11 protein-coding genes are annotated in these 13,834 nt (G+C 71.7%); 3 read left to right on the top strand and 8 right to left on the bottom strand.

Translation table 11 applies throughout. The features are described 5' to 3' along the window. Positions 1–115 precede the first annotated feature (115 nt). A complete protein-coding gene (locus NOD94_RS13175) occupies positions 116–1,093 on the top strand; it encodes a glycosyltransferase family 2 protein (protein WP_281206059.1) in 978 nt (325 codons plus the stop codon). Then, positions 1,090–2,829 carry a polysialyltransferase family glycosyltransferase gene (locus NOD94_RS13170; RefSeq protein ID WP_281206058.1) on the top strand — a complete coding sequence of 580 codons (1,740 nt, stop codon included), beginning with the start codon at positions 1,090–1,092 and terminating at the stop codon, positions 2,827–2,829. The genes NOD94_RS13175 and NOD94_RS13170 overlap by 4 nt, the downstream gene beginning before the upstream one ends. Before the next feature lie 71 nt (positions 2,830–2,900). On the opposite strand, the gene NOD94_RS13165 is transcribed toward NOD94_RS13170, so the two are convergent. The 6 genes from NOD94_RS13165 to NOD94_RS13140 form a co-directional block, all read right to left on the bottom strand. Then, positions 2,901–5,039 (bottom strand): 3-hydroxyacyl-CoA dehydrogenase NAD-binding domain-containing protein, encoded by a 2,139-nt coding sequence (locus NOD94_RS13165; protein ID WP_281206057.1) that lies wholly within the window; start codon positions 5,037–5,039, stop codon positions 2,901–2,903. Further along, the gene (locus tag NOD94_RS13160) at positions 5,036–6,262 is read right to left on the bottom strand and encodes an acetyl-CoA C-acyltransferase (RefSeq protein ID WP_281206056.1); all 1,227 of its coding nucleotides are present in this window, start codon (positions 6,260–6,262) and stop codon (positions 5,036–5,038) included. Before NOD94_RS13160 ends, NOD94_RS13165 begins: the two co-directional genes overlap by 4 nt. A gap of 137 nt (positions 6,263–6,399) precedes the next feature. Next, positions 6,400–7,158 carry a ferritin-like domain-containing protein gene (locus tag NOD94_RS13155; RefSeq protein WP_281206055.1) on the bottom strand — a complete coding sequence of 253 codons (759 nt, stop codon included), beginning with the start codon at positions 7,156–7,158 and terminating at the stop codon, positions 6,400–6,402. Positions 7,159–7,266: 108 nt separating this feature from the next. Beyond that, the gene (locus NOD94_RS13150) at positions 7,267–8,547 is read right to left on the bottom strand and encodes a ribonuclease D (protein ID WP_281206054.1); all 1,281 of its coding nucleotides are present in this window, start codon (positions 8,545–8,547) and stop codon (positions 7,267–7,269) included. Positions 8,548–8,639: 92 nt separating this feature from the next. Beyond that, positions 8,640–9,302: a response regulator transcription factor gene (locus tag NOD94_RS13145; protein WP_007267191.1), complete on the bottom strand. Its 663-nt coding sequence runs from the start codon at positions 9,300–9,302 to the stop codon at positions 8,640–8,642. A 276-nt stretch (positions 9,303–9,578) separates the two neighbouring features. Next, positions 9,579–10,235 (bottom strand): DUF3000 domain-containing protein, encoded by a 657-nt coding sequence (locus tag NOD94_RS13140; RefSeq protein ID WP_281206053.1) that lies wholly within the window; start codon positions 10,233–10,235, stop codon positions 9,579–9,581. A gap of 91 nt (positions 10,236–10,326) precedes the next feature. Here NOD94_RS13140 and hemE point away from each other — a divergent pair, with 91 nt between their 5' ends. Further along, a complete protein-coding gene (gene hemE / locus NOD94_RS13135) occupies positions 10,327–11,391 on the top strand; it encodes a uroporphyrinogen decarboxylase (RefSeq protein ID WP_281206052.1) in 1,065 nt (354 codons plus the stop codon). A gap of 91 nt (positions 11,392–11,482) precedes the next feature. Here hemE and NOD94_RS13130 read toward each other — a convergent pair whose 3' ends face one another. After that, positions 11,483–12,862, bottom strand: coding sequence for an FAD-dependent oxidoreductase (locus NOD94_RS13130; protein ID WP_281206051.1), 1,380 nt, complete (start codon positions 12,860–12,862; stop codon positions 11,483–11,485). Between the two features lie 57 nt (positions 12,863–12,919). Then, a complete protein-coding gene (locus NOD94_RS13125; protein ID WP_281206050.1) occupies positions 12,920–13,729 on the bottom strand; it encodes a DUF4349 domain-containing protein in 810 nt (269 codons plus the stop codon). Between the last annotated feature and the right edge of the window lie 105 nt (positions 13,730–13,834).

Here is a 13,834-nt window from a genome sequence, read left to right as displayed (position 1 = left end):
TCTGTCATGATGGCGACCTGTTACTCGAACGTAGGCTGGAGGGTCGCGCCGACGGCCCGCGCGGGAACCCTTCCGGAGAAGTGTGTTGAAAATGGGGAGAAGGTGAGTGCCTCCGATGGTGACCCTTTCGGTAATCGTCGCGATGTGTGATGTCCGAGACTACTGCCGGACGGCGCTCAAGTCCTTGGTGCTGAATGCCCGGGAGGATTTCGAGTTCATCGTCGTGGACGACGCTTCCACCGACGGGACTTCGGAGATCCTGCGCGAGATGGTGCCGCGCATTCCTGGCGCGGTACTGATCAGTAATCAGCAGAACCTGGGGATATCGGCCACCCGGAACATCGGACTCGCGGCCGCCCGCGGCCGGTTCTTCACCTTCCTCGACGGTGACGACTGGTACGCCCCCGGATATCTCGCCCAACTGGTCGGCTGGATGAGCCAATCGGGAGTCGACTTCCTGCGCACCGGCCACGTTCGGGTCTACGGCAGGAAGCGCAAGATAGTCATGGCGCCGCTCGCCCCCCGGGCCCTTCCACTGAATCCCGTGGACTGGATAGGCCCCGTGGACGCCTCGACCTTCATGGACTACCCCCAGTCCTGGGCGGGCGTCTACGACCGCCGGCGCCTCCTCGACGTCGACGCGCTCTACTTCGACGAGAGCCTGCGGACCGCCGAGGACCGGCCCTGGTTCTACAAGCTCCACCTGCGGACCGACTCATTCGGCGTCGTCGACCTCCACGGCGTCTTCTACCGCCGCGACGTGTCGACTTCCCTCACCAAGGCCCCGGACGAACGCCAGCTCGACTTCCTCCCGGCTTTCCGGCTGATTTTCGAGGAGTTGGCACGCCATCCGCGCGGATATGAACTGTCGTTCAAGGCGATGCGAACCCTGTGCGCGCTCATCGTCATTCACATGGACCGCGCCGAGTCGTACGAGGAAGCCACCCGCGAACTGCTGAGGGAACGCGGCGCCCGGATCCTGTGGGACCTGCCCCAGGACGTCGTCGAGGGAACGTTGGCGGGAATGGACTCCGGACGCGTGAACAAGCTCAGGGCACTGATGGCCCGGCACGAGGGCGCCGCCGCCCGATGACCCGCATATTCGCCGCCTCCACCCTCTACGGCGCCATGACCGTGGCCGCCGCGATAGACGCCGGCCAGCTCGGCCGGGACGACCGCGAACGCGTCCTGCTGGTGTGCAACAACGTCGAGATCCCCGAGGTCGCGACGCCCCTGCACCACATGCCGGGCGCCGCCGCCGTGCTCGCGCGCTTCCACCGCGTCGTCTACTGGAACGACCTCATCTACCCCTTCCACCCGGCGCTGTGGGCCCCGCGCGACGAGGACGCCCCGCTCTGGCGCACCGTCATGGCGGAGAAGATGGGCATCCGCCCCGGCCCCCTGGAACTCGTCGTCGAATCGATCCAGGTCAAACCCGCACAGACGCTCTGCAAGATCTTCTCGGACGCCACGCTGGCCGTGTACGCCGACGGGGTCATGAGCTACGGCCCCACCCGCAACGACCTCCCCCGCACGATCCACGGCCGGATCACCCAGGTCCTCTACCTGGACCTGGTCCCCACCCTGCTGCCCATGCTCCTCACCGAGTACGGCATCCCCTCGCAACCCGTGCACACCGCGGCCGTCCTCAAGCTGATGGCGGAGGTCACCGACGAGTGCCGAGCCATCCTCGACCGGGTGATCCCGCCACGGCTCGCCCGCAACGGTCCCGACACCGCGGTCCTCCTCGGCCAGTACCTCAGCCCCCTCGGCATCCTCACCGAGGAGGAGGAAGAGGACCTGCACCTGCGGATGTTCCGCAACGCGCTCCGGCTCGGCTTCACCTCGGTGGTCTTCAAGCCGCACCCCAGCGCCCCGTCCAGCCTCGCCGACACCCTCGGCCTCGCCGCCCGGGAGGCCGGGGTCGCCTTCCTCGTCCTGGACGTTCCCGTCCTCGCCGAGACGGTCTTCGAGTACCTGGCCCCCCGCCAGGTGATCGGCTGCTTCTCCACCGGCCTGTTCACCGCCCGCGCGCTCTACGGGATCCCCGTCGCGCAGATCGGCGCCCTGGAGGTGATCCGCAGGATGCGCCCGTACGCCAACAGCAACCGCATCCCCGCGACCCTCACCCACGCCCTGCTGCCCGACCTGGAGGTGCCGACCGGCCACCAGGCCGACCGGGTGCTGGACGTCGGACACATCCGGGCGGAGGTCACCCCGTACGTCCAGGCCGTCGGCTACTGCATGCAGCCCAAGCGGTACGCCTTCCTGCGCCCGGTCGCCGAGGAGTACGTCGCCGCGGCCGTCGACCAGTGGGAGGGCCGCCCCGAGCTGTCCATGCACTTCAACGAACGCACCCGGACCCGGTTGGACCTGCCCGGCCCCCGCACCTGGAAGTGGCGCAAGGGCAAGGGCTGGACCTTCCGCGGCAGCCGGGACCGCAACGAGCCGGACGACGTCCCCTTCACCGACATCACCCTCAGCGGCTTCGCCTCGCTCGTCGAGGCGAAGGACGACCGGGGCGTCCTGGAGGTCGGCGCCCGGCTGCTCGCCGAGCACGAGAACCTCGACCTGCTCATCGGCATGGCCCAGGCGCACATCCGCCGCAAGGAGACCGACCAGGCCAAGCGGCGCCTGAAGCGGGCCGTGGAGATCTCGGCCGGCAGCGGGCGCGCGCTGGTGTGGCTGCGGATCTCGGAGACCGCCGCGAAACTCGGCAAGCCCGGTGACGAACTGCGTCGCCAGGCCGCCGGGAAGGCGCTGAGCCTCAACCCCGATTCGCCGGCCGCCCGGCGTCTGGTCAAGAACGGCCGCCCCGGCCGCAAGTAGCGCGGGCCGCGCACGCGAAAGGGCCCGTCCGCACCGAGGTGCGGACGGGCCCTTTCCACTACGACCAGGTGTTACGCGGGAACGCTCGCCACGCCCGGGGCGAGGAACTTCTTGCCGTTCACCCGCTCCGAAACGCCCTCACGGTCCAGGTACGGCGTGATGCCGCCCAGGTGGAAGGGCCAGCCCGCACCGGTGATGAGGCAGAGGTCGATGTCCTGGGCCTCGGCCACGACACCCTCCTCCAGCATCAGGCCGATCTCCTGCGCCACCGCGTCAAGGACGCGGTCGCGGACCTGCTGCTCGGTCAGGACGGAGTCGCCCTGGACCAGCAGCGCGGCGACCTCGGGGTCCAGCTCCGGCTTGAAACCGTTCTCGGCGGAGTAGACGTAGAAGCCGCGCTTGCCGGCCTTGACCACGGCCGCCAGGTTCGGGGAGACGGTGAAGCGCTCCGGGAAGGCGCGGTTCAGGGTCTCGGAGACGTGCAGACCGATCGCCGGGCCGACGAGCTCCAGCAGCACCAGCGGGGACATCGGCAGGCCGAGCGGCTCGATGGCCTTCTCGGCGGTGACCACCGGGGTGCCCTCGTCGATGACGTTCTGGATCTCACCCATGAAGCGGGTCAGGATGCGGTTCACGACGAACGCCGGGGCGTCCTTCGTCAGGACCGCGGTCTTCTTCAGCTTCCGGGCCACACCGAACGCCGTGGCGAGCGAGGCGTCGTCGGTCTGCTCACCGCGGACGATCTCCAGCAGCGGGAGGATCGCGACCGGGTTGAAGAAGTGGAAGCCGACCACGCGCTCGGGGTGCTGGAGCTTCGAGGCCATCTCGGAGACCGACAGCGAGGAGGTGTTGGTGGCGAGGATCGCGTGCGCCGGGGCGACCGCCTCGACCTCCGCGAACACCTTCTGCTTGACGGACATCTCCTCGAACACGGCCTCGATGATGAAGTCCGCGTCCGCGAAGCCCTCGGCCTTGTCCAGGACACCGCTGACCAGGGCGGTCAGGCGGTTCGCCTTGTCCTGGTTGATGCGGCCCTTGCCGAGCAGCTTCTCGATCTCGGCGCGGACGTAGCCCACGCCCTTGTCCACGCGCTCCTGGTCGATGTCGGTGAGGACCACCGGCACCTCCAGGCGGCGCAGGAACAGCAGCGCCAGCTGGGAGGCCATCAGGCCCGCGCCGACGACGCCGACCTTGGTGACCGGACGGGCCAGGGACTTGTCCGGGGCACCGGCCGGGCGCTTGGCGCGCTTCTGGACCAGGTTGAAGGCGTAGATGCCCGAGCGCAGCTCGCCGCCCATGATGAGGTCCGCGAGCGCGGTGTCCTCGGCGTCGAAGCCGGCCTGCAGGTCGCCGTCCTTGGCCGCGGCGATGATGTCCAGCGCGCGGTAGGCGGCCGGAGCGGCGCCGTGCACCTTGGAGTCGGCGACGGCGCGGCCCTTGGCGACGGCCGCGTCCCAGCCCTCGCCGCGGTCGATGTCCGCGCGGACGACCTCGGTGGTGCCGTTCAGGACGTTCGCGGTCCACAGGAGCGACTGCTCCAGGAAGTCCGCACCCTCGAAGAGGGCGTCGGCGATGCCGAGCTCGAAGACCTGCTTGCCCTTGAGCTGGCGGTTCTGGTTCAGCGAGTTCTCGATGATGACCGAGACCGCGCGCTCCGCGCCGATCAGGTTCGGCAGCAGGGCGCAGCCGCCCCAGCCCGGAACCAGACCGAGGAAGACCTCGGGCAGCGAGAACGCCGGGATGGCCTTCGAGACGGTGCGGTAGGTGCAGTGCAGACCGACCTCGACACCGCCGCCCATCGCCGCGCCGTTGTAGTAGGCGAAGGTCGGGACCGCGAGGGCCGCCAGACGCTTGAAGACGTCGTGTCCGCCCTTGCCGATGGCGAGCGCCTCGTCGTGCTTCTTCAGCAGCTCGACGCCCTTGAGGTCGGCGCCGACCGCGAAGATGAACGGCTTGCCGGTGATGCCCGCGCCGACGATGGTGCCGGCGGTGGCCTCCTGCTCGACCTGGTCGATCGCCGCGTTCAGGTTGGCGAGGGACTGCGGGCCGAAGGTGGTCGGCTTGGTGTGGTCGAAGCCGTTGTCCAGCGTGACGAGCGCGAAGCGCCCGGCGCCGAACGGCAGGTCCAGGTGACGGACGTGCGCGGACGTGACGACCTCGTCCGGGAACAGCTCGGCCGCGCCCTTCAGGAGCTCAGCGGTGGTGCTCACTTGGAGTCTCCCTCGGCGTTGAAGTTCGGGTTCTCCCAGATGACCGTGGCGCCCATGCCGAAGCCGACGCACATGGTGGTCAGGCCGTAGCGGACGTGCGGCTGCTCCTCGAACTGGCGGGCCAGCTGGTTCATCAGGCGGACGCCGGAGGAGGCCAGCGGGTGGCCGAACGCGATGGCGCCGCCGTACTGGTTCACGCGGGCGTCGTCGTCGGCGATGCCGTAGTGCTCCAGGAAGGCCAGCACCTGCACGGCGAAGGCCTCGTTGACCTCGAACAGGCCGATGTCGTCGATCGTCAGACCGGCCTGGGCCAGGGCCTTCTCGGTCGCCGGGATCGGGCCGTAGCCCATGACCTCCGGCTCGACACCCGCGAAGGAGTAGGAGACCAGGCGCATCTTGACCGGGAGGTTGTTCTCCCGGGCGAAGTCCTCGGACGCGATGATCGCGGCGGTGGCACCGTCGTTGAGACCGGCGGCGTTGCCCGCGGTCACGTTGCCGTGCACCCGGAACGGGGTCTTCAGACCGGCCAGGTTCTCCAGCGTGGTGCCCGGGCGCATCGGCTCGTCGGTGGTGACCAGGCCCCAGCCCGTCTCACCGGCCGCCTCGTTGGTGTTGCGCACCGAGATCGGGACCAGGTCCTGCTGGATCTTGCCGTCGGCGTACGCCTTCGCGGCCTTCTCCTGCGAGCGCACGGCGTACTCGTCGGCGCGGAGCTTGGTGATCGTCGGGTACCGGTCGTGCAGGTTCTCGGCGGTCATGCCCATGAACAGGGCGGACTCGTCGACCAGCTTCTCGGAGACGAAGCGCGGGTTCGGGTCCACGCCCTCGCCCATGGGGTGACGGCCCATGTGCTCGACACCGCCCGCGAGGGCGACGTCGTAGGCACCGAAGGCCACACCGCCCGCGACGGCGGTCACGGCGGTCAGCGCGCCGGCGCACATGCGGTCGATGGAGTAGCCCGGTACGGACTGCGGGAGGCCCGCGAGGATGCCGGCCGTACGGCCCAGCGTGAGGCCCTGGTCGCCGATCTGCGTGGTCGCGGCGATGGCGACCTCGTCGATCTTCTTGGGGTCCAGGTCCGGGTTGCGGCGCAGCAGCTCCCGGATCGCCTTCACGACGAGGTCGTCGGCGCGGGTCTCGTGGTAGATGCCCTTCGGGCCCGCCTTGCCGAACGGGGTGCGGACGCCGTCGACGAAGACGACGTCCCTGACGGTACGAGGCACGTTGGCTCTCCTCCAGGTGCGGGTGTGCACTGCTGCGCGGGGGCGGCCCGGGACGTGGTCCTGAGCGCCCGCTCACCCGGCCCATGCTACTTGTGGGTAACCAATGTGCACACCCCCTCCCCGAGGAGCGGCGAAGGTCACACCGCGAGGTGTCCCGCCACCGGCTCCGCCACGGGCCCGTCGACCATGGCCGAGGCCATGACGGCCGAGGAGCGCAGCACGTCCGCGACGAAGGCGCGGCGCCCGACCCCCAGGGCGCGCAGCGCCGGGCCGTGGTCGACGGCCACCACGACGGCCGCCCCCGCGAGCAGCACCCGCCAGCCCGCGGTCACCGCCCGTCGCGCGGGCCGGGGGAGCGGGGCCAGGCCCTCGTTCAGGCGGCGGCAGTGGAAGGGGACGTGTCGTTCCTCGTCCGCCAGCAGTCGGCGCGCGACCTCCGAGGCGAGCGGGTCGGGGCTGCCGTCGCGCAGCGCCCGGTAGTAACGCAGCGACACCACCTCGGCGACCATCAGGACGAGCAGTTCCAGCTTCAGCCCCATCAGTCGGCGCAGGCGCACGAACGCGGCGTCGCTCCAGTGCCCGTCCAGGGTTCCCGCGCCGCCGGCCGCCAGCAGCAGGGCGAGCATCCGCGCGTGGTTCTGCTCCTCGGCGATGAACAGCCGCACCGCCGCGGCGTACGGGTCGTCGCCCGCGCGGTCCGCCTTGCCGGTGAGCGCGGCGCCGTCGCCGTCCTCGCCGACCTGGAACTTCTGGACGCTACGGACGATCTCGACGGGCAGCCGCGCCCCTCGCGCCCAGTCGGGGTCCCCCAGCGCCGCCCGGCGCTCCCGCTCGGCCTCGAACTCCTCGACCCATGCCGTGTACGTGGTTCCGCTCGTGCTCCGAGTTTTGATCATGTTCAAGAAGTTAGCGATTGTTGAGCGTGTTCAAAAGGTGCGACGTGTCATGGCCGCGTAACAAAAAGCCCCCGGCCGACGGCCGGGGGCTTTCGCGGAGTGGCGGGCTCAGTCGGTGGCCGCGAGGGCCGTGACGAGGGCCGCGGTGACCTGCTCGATCTGCCAGGGGCGGGCGCCGTGGCCCGTGAGGGCCTCGGTCACCGTGCCGGTGTCCAGCCGCTGCGGCGGCTCCCAGCACAGCCGGCGCACGGTGTCCGGGGTGATCAGGTTCTCCTGGGGCAGGTTCAGCCCCTCGGCGAGCGCGGAGACGGCCGTACGGGCGGCCGACAGCCGGGCCGCGGCGGCCGGGTCCTTGTCCGCCCAGGAACGCGGCGGCGGCGGGCCCGCCGGGCTGGCCCCGGGCTGCGGCAGCTCGTTCTCGGGCAGGGCCTTCGCCCGGTCCACGGCGGCCATCCACTGGTCCAGTTGGCGCCGACCCATCCGCTGCCCGTACCCGGGCAGGGCCGAGAGCGCGTGCACGTTCGCCGGAAGGGCCAGGGCGGCCTCGACGATCGCCGCGTCACCGAGCACCTTGCCGGGCGACACGTCCCGGCGCTGGGCGATCTTGTCGCGGGACTCCCACAGCTCCCGTACGACGGCCATCTGCCGGCGCCGGCGCACCTTGTGCATGCCGGAGGTGCGGCGCCACGGGTCCTTGCGGGGCGGCGCGGGCGGGGCGGAGGCGATGGCGTCGAACTCCTGGTGGGCCCACTCCAGCTTGCCCTGCCGGTCCAGCTCCTTCTCCAGCGCGTCCCGCAGGTCCACCAGCAGCTCCACGTCCAGGGCCGCGTAGCGCAGCCAGGGCTCGGGGAGCGGGCGGGTGGACCAGTCGACGGCGGAGTGGCCCTTCTCCAGCACGTAGCCGAGAACGCTCTCGACCATGGCCCCGAGCCCGACGCGGGGGAAGCCGGCCAGTCGGCCCGCGAGCTCGGTGTCGAACAGGGAGGTGGGTGTCATGCCTATTTCGCGCAGGCACGGCAGGTCCTGGGTGGCCGCGTGCAGGATCCACTCGGTGCCGGACAAGGCCTCGCCCAAGGAGGAGAGGTCGGGGCAGCCCACCGGGTCGATCAGCGCGGAGCCGGCCCCCTCGCGGCGCAGTTGCACCAGGTAGGCGCGCTGGCCGTAGCGGTATCCGGAGGCGCGTTCGGCGTCGACCGCCACGGGCCCGGTCCCGGCCGCGAAGGCCGCGACCACCCGGGCGAGCGCGTCGGCGTCGGCGACGACCGGGGGGATGCCCTCGCGGGGCTCCAGCAAGGGGATCGGCGGCCCATCGGACGAAACCGTGTCGTCCGGGGGGCCGCCCCCGGTGGTGGTGCGCAGGTCTGCTGCGGTCTCTTGGGCGTCGGTCACCGGTCAAGGGTATCCGTGGATGTGACGCGCCCGTCGCCGGAACGTTCCGTCGACGGGCGCGAGGGGGAAAAGGGCGGACGGTCTCCGGGGTCCTAGTGGATGATCCCGGTCCGCAGGGCGACGGCGACCATCCCGGCCCGGTCGCCGGTGCCCAGCTTGCGGGCGATCCGGGCGAGGTGGGACTTGACGGTCAGGGCGGACAGGCCCATCGAGACGCCGATGGCCTTGTTGGACTGGCCCTCCGCGACGAGGCGCAGGACCTCGACCTCGCGGCCGGAGAGCTCGCGGTAGCCGCCCGGGTGGCTCGGGGCACCCGGGGGGCGGCGGTGCATGCGGGCGGCGGCGGCACCGATGGGGGCGGCGCCGGGCCTGGTGGGGAGCCCGATGTTGGTGCGCGTACCGGTGACGACGTAGCCCTTCACGCCGCCCGCGAGGGCGTTGCGCACGGCGCCGATGTCGTCGGCGGCGGACAGGGCCAGGCCGTTCGGCCAACCGGCGGCCCGGGTCTCGGAGAGCAGGGTGAGACCGGAACCGTCGGGCAGGTGTACGTCGGCCACGCAGATGTCGCGCGGGCTGCCGACGCGGGGGCGGGCCTCCGCGATGGACGACGCCTCGATGACGTCACGAACTCCGAGCGCCCACAGATGACGGGTCACGGTGGAGCGGACGCGCGGGTCGGCCACGACGACCATGGCCGTCGGCTTGTTCGGGCGGTAGGCGACCAGGCTTGCGGGCTGCTCGAGAAGAACGGACACCTAGGCCTCCTGGGGGAGTGGCGGGACGGGCCGGCTCGGGGAAGGAAGCCGGTGCGAACCGTGCGGATGGTCACTGACTCCTTCGGCACGTCACCCGCCCGGCTTTAGGGAATGATCACGATTTAGTGAGTAACAATTCGGGCAATTCGGACGCACGATCGATCAGAGGATGATCAGAAGCCCGCAACGGATGCGCTGTTCTGACACTCCGTGACGGTCCCGACCGGTCGTTCGTGGCGCGCGCCTGCGGCCGGACGGCCCCGCGGGGCCCCTCGGCTACGGGTGGTGCGGACCGCGGCGCTGTGGCAGGGACACCACGCCCGTGACGGTGTCCGTGGGCCCCACCGGGGGCAGCCCCGCGATCTGGCACAGCAGCTCGCACCAGGCGGCGAGGTGCGCCGAGGTCTCCGGCACCCCTCCCACCCCCTCCCGCGGCGTCCAGGAGGCCCTGATCTCGATCTGGGTCGCGGGCCGCCGCTCCGAGAGCCCCCCGAAGTAGTGGGAGCTCGCCATGGTCACGGTGCCGCTCGGCTCCCCGTACATCAGTCCGCGCGCGTCCAGTGCCCCGGTCAGCCAGGACCAGCACACCTCCGGGAGGAGCGGGTCCGCGGCCATCTCCGGCTCCAGTTCCGCCCGTACGAGCGTCACCAGCCGGAAGGTCCCGTGCCAGGCGTCGTGCCCGGACGGGTCGTGGAGCAGGATCAGCCGGCCGTCGGCCAGGTCGTCCTCGCCGTCGACGACCGCCGCCTCCAGGGCGTAGGCGTACGGCGCCAGTCTTTGCGGCGGCTTCGTCGGGTCGATCTCGATCCCGGGGCGCAGCCGCGCCTTCCTCAAGCCGTCGACCGCCCGCCGGAACGGGAGCGGGACCGAGCTCTCCTTCGCGCTGTCCACACCGTCAGCGCCATCTGAAAATCGTCCCTGAGCCGCAGCCATGCCGGGAAGACTAGGCGGAACGAGCGCCCCTGCGGCGCAGGGACACCCGCACCGGGTCGGGCACTTCTTCATACGTGCGAAGATTTGGGTCGTGAGTGCCAACGAACGCCCGACGGGCCAGCCGAGTCAGACGTACGATTCCGCCTTCCTGAAGGCGTGCCGGCGCGAGCCGGTTCCGCACACCCCCGTGTGGTTCATGCGGCAGGCGGGGCGCTCGCTTCCGGAGTACCGCAAGGTGCGCGAGGGAACGCAGATGCTGGAGTCCTGCATGCGTCCCGACCTGGTCACCGAGATCACGATGCAGCCCGTGCGGCGCCACAACGTCGACGCGGCGATCTTCTTCTCCGACATCGTCGTCCCGCTGAAGGCCATCGGCGTCGACCTGGACATCAAGCCGGGCGTCGGCCCGGTCGTCGCCCAGCCGATCCGCCGCCGCGAGGACCTCGCACAGCTGCGCGACCTCACTCCGGAGGACGTCTCGTACGTCACCGAGGCGATCGGCATGCTCACGGGTGAACTGGGCTCCACGCCGTTGATCGGTTTCGCCGGCGCGCCGTTCACCCTCGCGAGCTACCTCGTCGAGGGCGGACCGTCCAAGAACCACGAGCACACCAAGGCCCTGATGTACGGGGACCCGCAGCTCTGGGCAGAGCTGCTGGACCGGCTCGCGGAGATCACCTCCGCCTTCCTCAAGGTGCAGATCGAGGCCGGCGCCTCGGCGGTCCAGCTCTTCGACTCCTGGGTCGGCGCGCTCGCCCCGGCGGACTACCGCCGCTCGGTGATGCCGGCGTCGGCGAAGGTCCTGGAGTCCGTGGCCTCGTACGGGGTCCCGCGCATCCACTTCGGCGTGGGCACCGGCGAGCTGCTCGACCTGATGGGCGAGGCCGGCGCGGACGTCATGGGCGTCGACTACCGGGTCCCGCTGGACGAGGCCGTCCGCCGCGTCGGCCCCGGCAAGGCGCTCCAGGGCAACCTGGACCCCGCCGTCCTGTTCTCCACCACGGAGGCCGTCGAGGCCAAGACCGACGAGGTCCTCGCCGCCGCCGCGGGCCTGGAGGGCCACATCTTCAACCTCGGCCACGGCGTCCTGCCGACCACGGACCCGGACGCGCTGACCCGCCTCGTGGAACACGTCCACACCCGCACGGCCCGCTGACCCCCCGCCGCCCCGACCGGAGCGGCACCGGAGCGCCGCAGGACCCCGTCCTGCGGCGCTCCGGCGTTTGCGGAACCCGGCGGCCGCCGACCTACACGGCCGCCCGGACCGCCGAGACGGCCTTGCGGGCCGCCACCAGGACCGGGTCCCACACCGGGGAGAAGGGCGGGGCGTAGCCCAGGTCCAGGGCGACGACCTGCTCCACCGTCATGCCCGCGGTGAGGGCGACGGCCGCGACGTCGACCCGCTTCGCGGCGCCCGCGCCCCCGACGATCTGCACGCCCAACAGGCGGCCCGTACGGCGCTCGGCCAGCATCTTGACCGTCATCCCCACCGCGCCCGGGTAGTAGCCCGCCGTGTTGGTCGAGGTGATGGTGGCCGTCACGAAGCGCAGGCCCGCCTCCAGCGCGTCCCGCTCGCGCAGTCCCGTGCGGGCGATCTCCAGGTCGCACACCTTGCTCACCGCCGTCCCCACCACCCCGGGGAAGGTGGCGTAGCCGCCCCCCACGCCGGCGCCGATGACCTGGCCGTGCTTGTTGGCGTGCGTGCCCAGCGGGATGTGCCGGGTGCGGCCCGCCACCAGGTCCAGGACCTCCACGCAGTCACCGCCCGCCCAGACGTCCTCGTGGCCGCGCACCCGCATCGACAGGTCCGTCAGGATGCCGCCCGAGGGGCCCAGCGGCAGGCCCGCCGCGCGGGCCAGGGCCGTGCGCGGTTCCACGCCCATGCCGAGGACCACCACGTCGGCCGGGTACTCCTCGCCGGTGGCCGTCGTCACGGCGCGGGCCCGGCCCTCCCCGTCGGTGAGGACGGCCGTCACCTCGGCGCGGGCCACCGTACGGATGCCCATCCGGTTCATCGCGCTGTGCACCAGGCCGCCCATGTCGGGGTCGAGCGTGGCCATCGGCTGCTCGCCCCGGTGCAGGACGGTGACCTCGAAGCCCCGCCCGACCAGGGCCTCGGCCATCTCCACGCCGATGTACCCCGCGCCGACGACGACCGCCCTGCGGCCCCCGGCGCGTTCCAAGGACGTCATCAGGCGCTGACCGTCGTCCAGGGACTGGACCCCGTGCACCCCGTGCGCGCCGATGCCGGGCAGCCGGGGGCGCAGCGGGCGGGCGCCCGTCGCCAGGACCAACTTGTCGTACCCGGTCCACGACTCGGCGCCCGAGTCCAGGTCGCGGGCCCGGACCCGGTGCCCGGCCAGGTCCAGCTCGACGACCTCCGTGCGCGTGCGCAGGTCGATGTCCCGCTCCCGGTGCTCCTGCGGGGTCCGGGCGATCAGGTCGTCCCGCTCGGCCACCAGACCGCCGATCCAGTACGGGATGCCGCACGCGGAGTACGAGGTGAAGTGCCCGCGCTCGAAGGCGGTGATCTCCAGCTCCGCCGGCCCCTTCATCCGCCGGGCCTGTGACGCCGCGGACATCCCCGCCGCGTCACCGCCGACCACCACCAGTCGTTCCGTCGCCATCGTCCGCCCCGTTCCGTGCCGTCGTCTACGGGGCCACGGTACGGGCGCCCCGCGCGCTCAGCCCTCCCGGTCGGTTCCGGATCCGTCGGAGTCCGGGTCCGGGTCCGGGCGGGAGGCCGTACCCGGTGCCTGCGCGACGGGTGCCGGGGCGGCGCCTTCCTGGCGGGGGACCCACGTCGGGCCCGCGACCGGCTTCGGCTTCGCCGGCCGGAGCCTGCGGTGGGCCCGGAACCCGAGGGCGATCAGGGCCGCGGCCACCGCGAACGGCAGGACCGCCGCGAGGGCGAGGAGGAGGTAGCGCACCACCGTCGTGAACACCGACCACCCGGCGGCCAGCGCGTCCCCGAAGCCGGTCTCCCCGTCCTTCTTCTCCGCCGCCGGCGGCGGGGGCTCCGAGACGGCCAGCGTGATGGTGGCCAGGGACGTCTGGTCCTTCAGCGCGGTCTGCTGCGCCAGCAGCGACTCCAGATCGGACTGACGCCGGCTCAGTTCGCCCTCCAGCATGACCACGTCGCCCAGCGCCGTGGCCTTGTCCATCATCTCCCGCACCCGGGCCACGCTGGCCTGCTGGGACTTGACCCGACTGTCGACGTCGGCGACCTTCTCGGTCACGTCCTGCGCCTCGACCTTGCGGTTCAGGAGCTTGCCGCCGCCCTCCAGGGCGCCGATCACCGCGTCGAAGCGTTCGCCGGGCACCCGCAGGGTCAGCGTCGAGGCCATCCGCCCGTCCTTGCCGCGCTGGGTGGACTCGTTGCCGACGTAGCCGCCCGCGCCCTCCGCCGCCGTACGGGCCGCCGCCAGGGCCTTCTGCGGCTCGGCCGTCTCGATGCCGAGCGTCCCGGTGCGGATGACGTGCGGGCGGATCACGGTGGGGGCCTGCGGGGTGCCCGCGGCGCTCGGGGCGCTCGGCGCCTTGGCGTCGGCCCCGGCCGGCGGAGTTAGGAAGAGGACACCTCTGAACTCCACTCACAT

The organism is Streptomyces sp. Isolate_45 (genome assembly GCF_024721315.2).
Classification (GTDB): Bacteria; Actinomycetota; Actinomycetes; order Streptomycetales; family Streptomycetaceae; genus Streptomyces.
Note: the sequence above shows the minus strand (reverse complement) of the source record. Positions and strands in the feature narration are given on the sequence as shown.

Bases quoted from the DNA above. Each gene is read 5' to 3' on its own strand.
- NOD94_RS13175 (WP_281206059.1), top strand. From the start codon at position 116: ATGGTGACCCTTTCGGTAATCGTCGCGATGTGTGATGTCCGAGACTAC.
- NOD94_RS13170 (WP_281206058.1), top strand. From the start codon at position 1,090: ATGACCCGCATATTCGCCGCCTCCACCCTCTACGGCGCCATGACCGTG.
- NOD94_RS13155 (WP_281206055.1), bottom strand. From the start codon at position 7,158: ATGATCAAAACTCGGAGCACGAGCGGAACCACGTACACGGCATGGGTC.
- NOD94_RS13140 (WP_281206053.1), bottom strand. From the start codon at position 10,235: ATGGCTGCGGCTCAGGGACGATTTTCAGATGGCGCTGACGGTGTGGAC.
- NOD94_RS13130 (WP_281206051.1), bottom strand. From the start codon at position 12,862: ATGGCGACGGAACGACTGGTGGTGGTCGGCGGTGACGCGGCGGGGATG.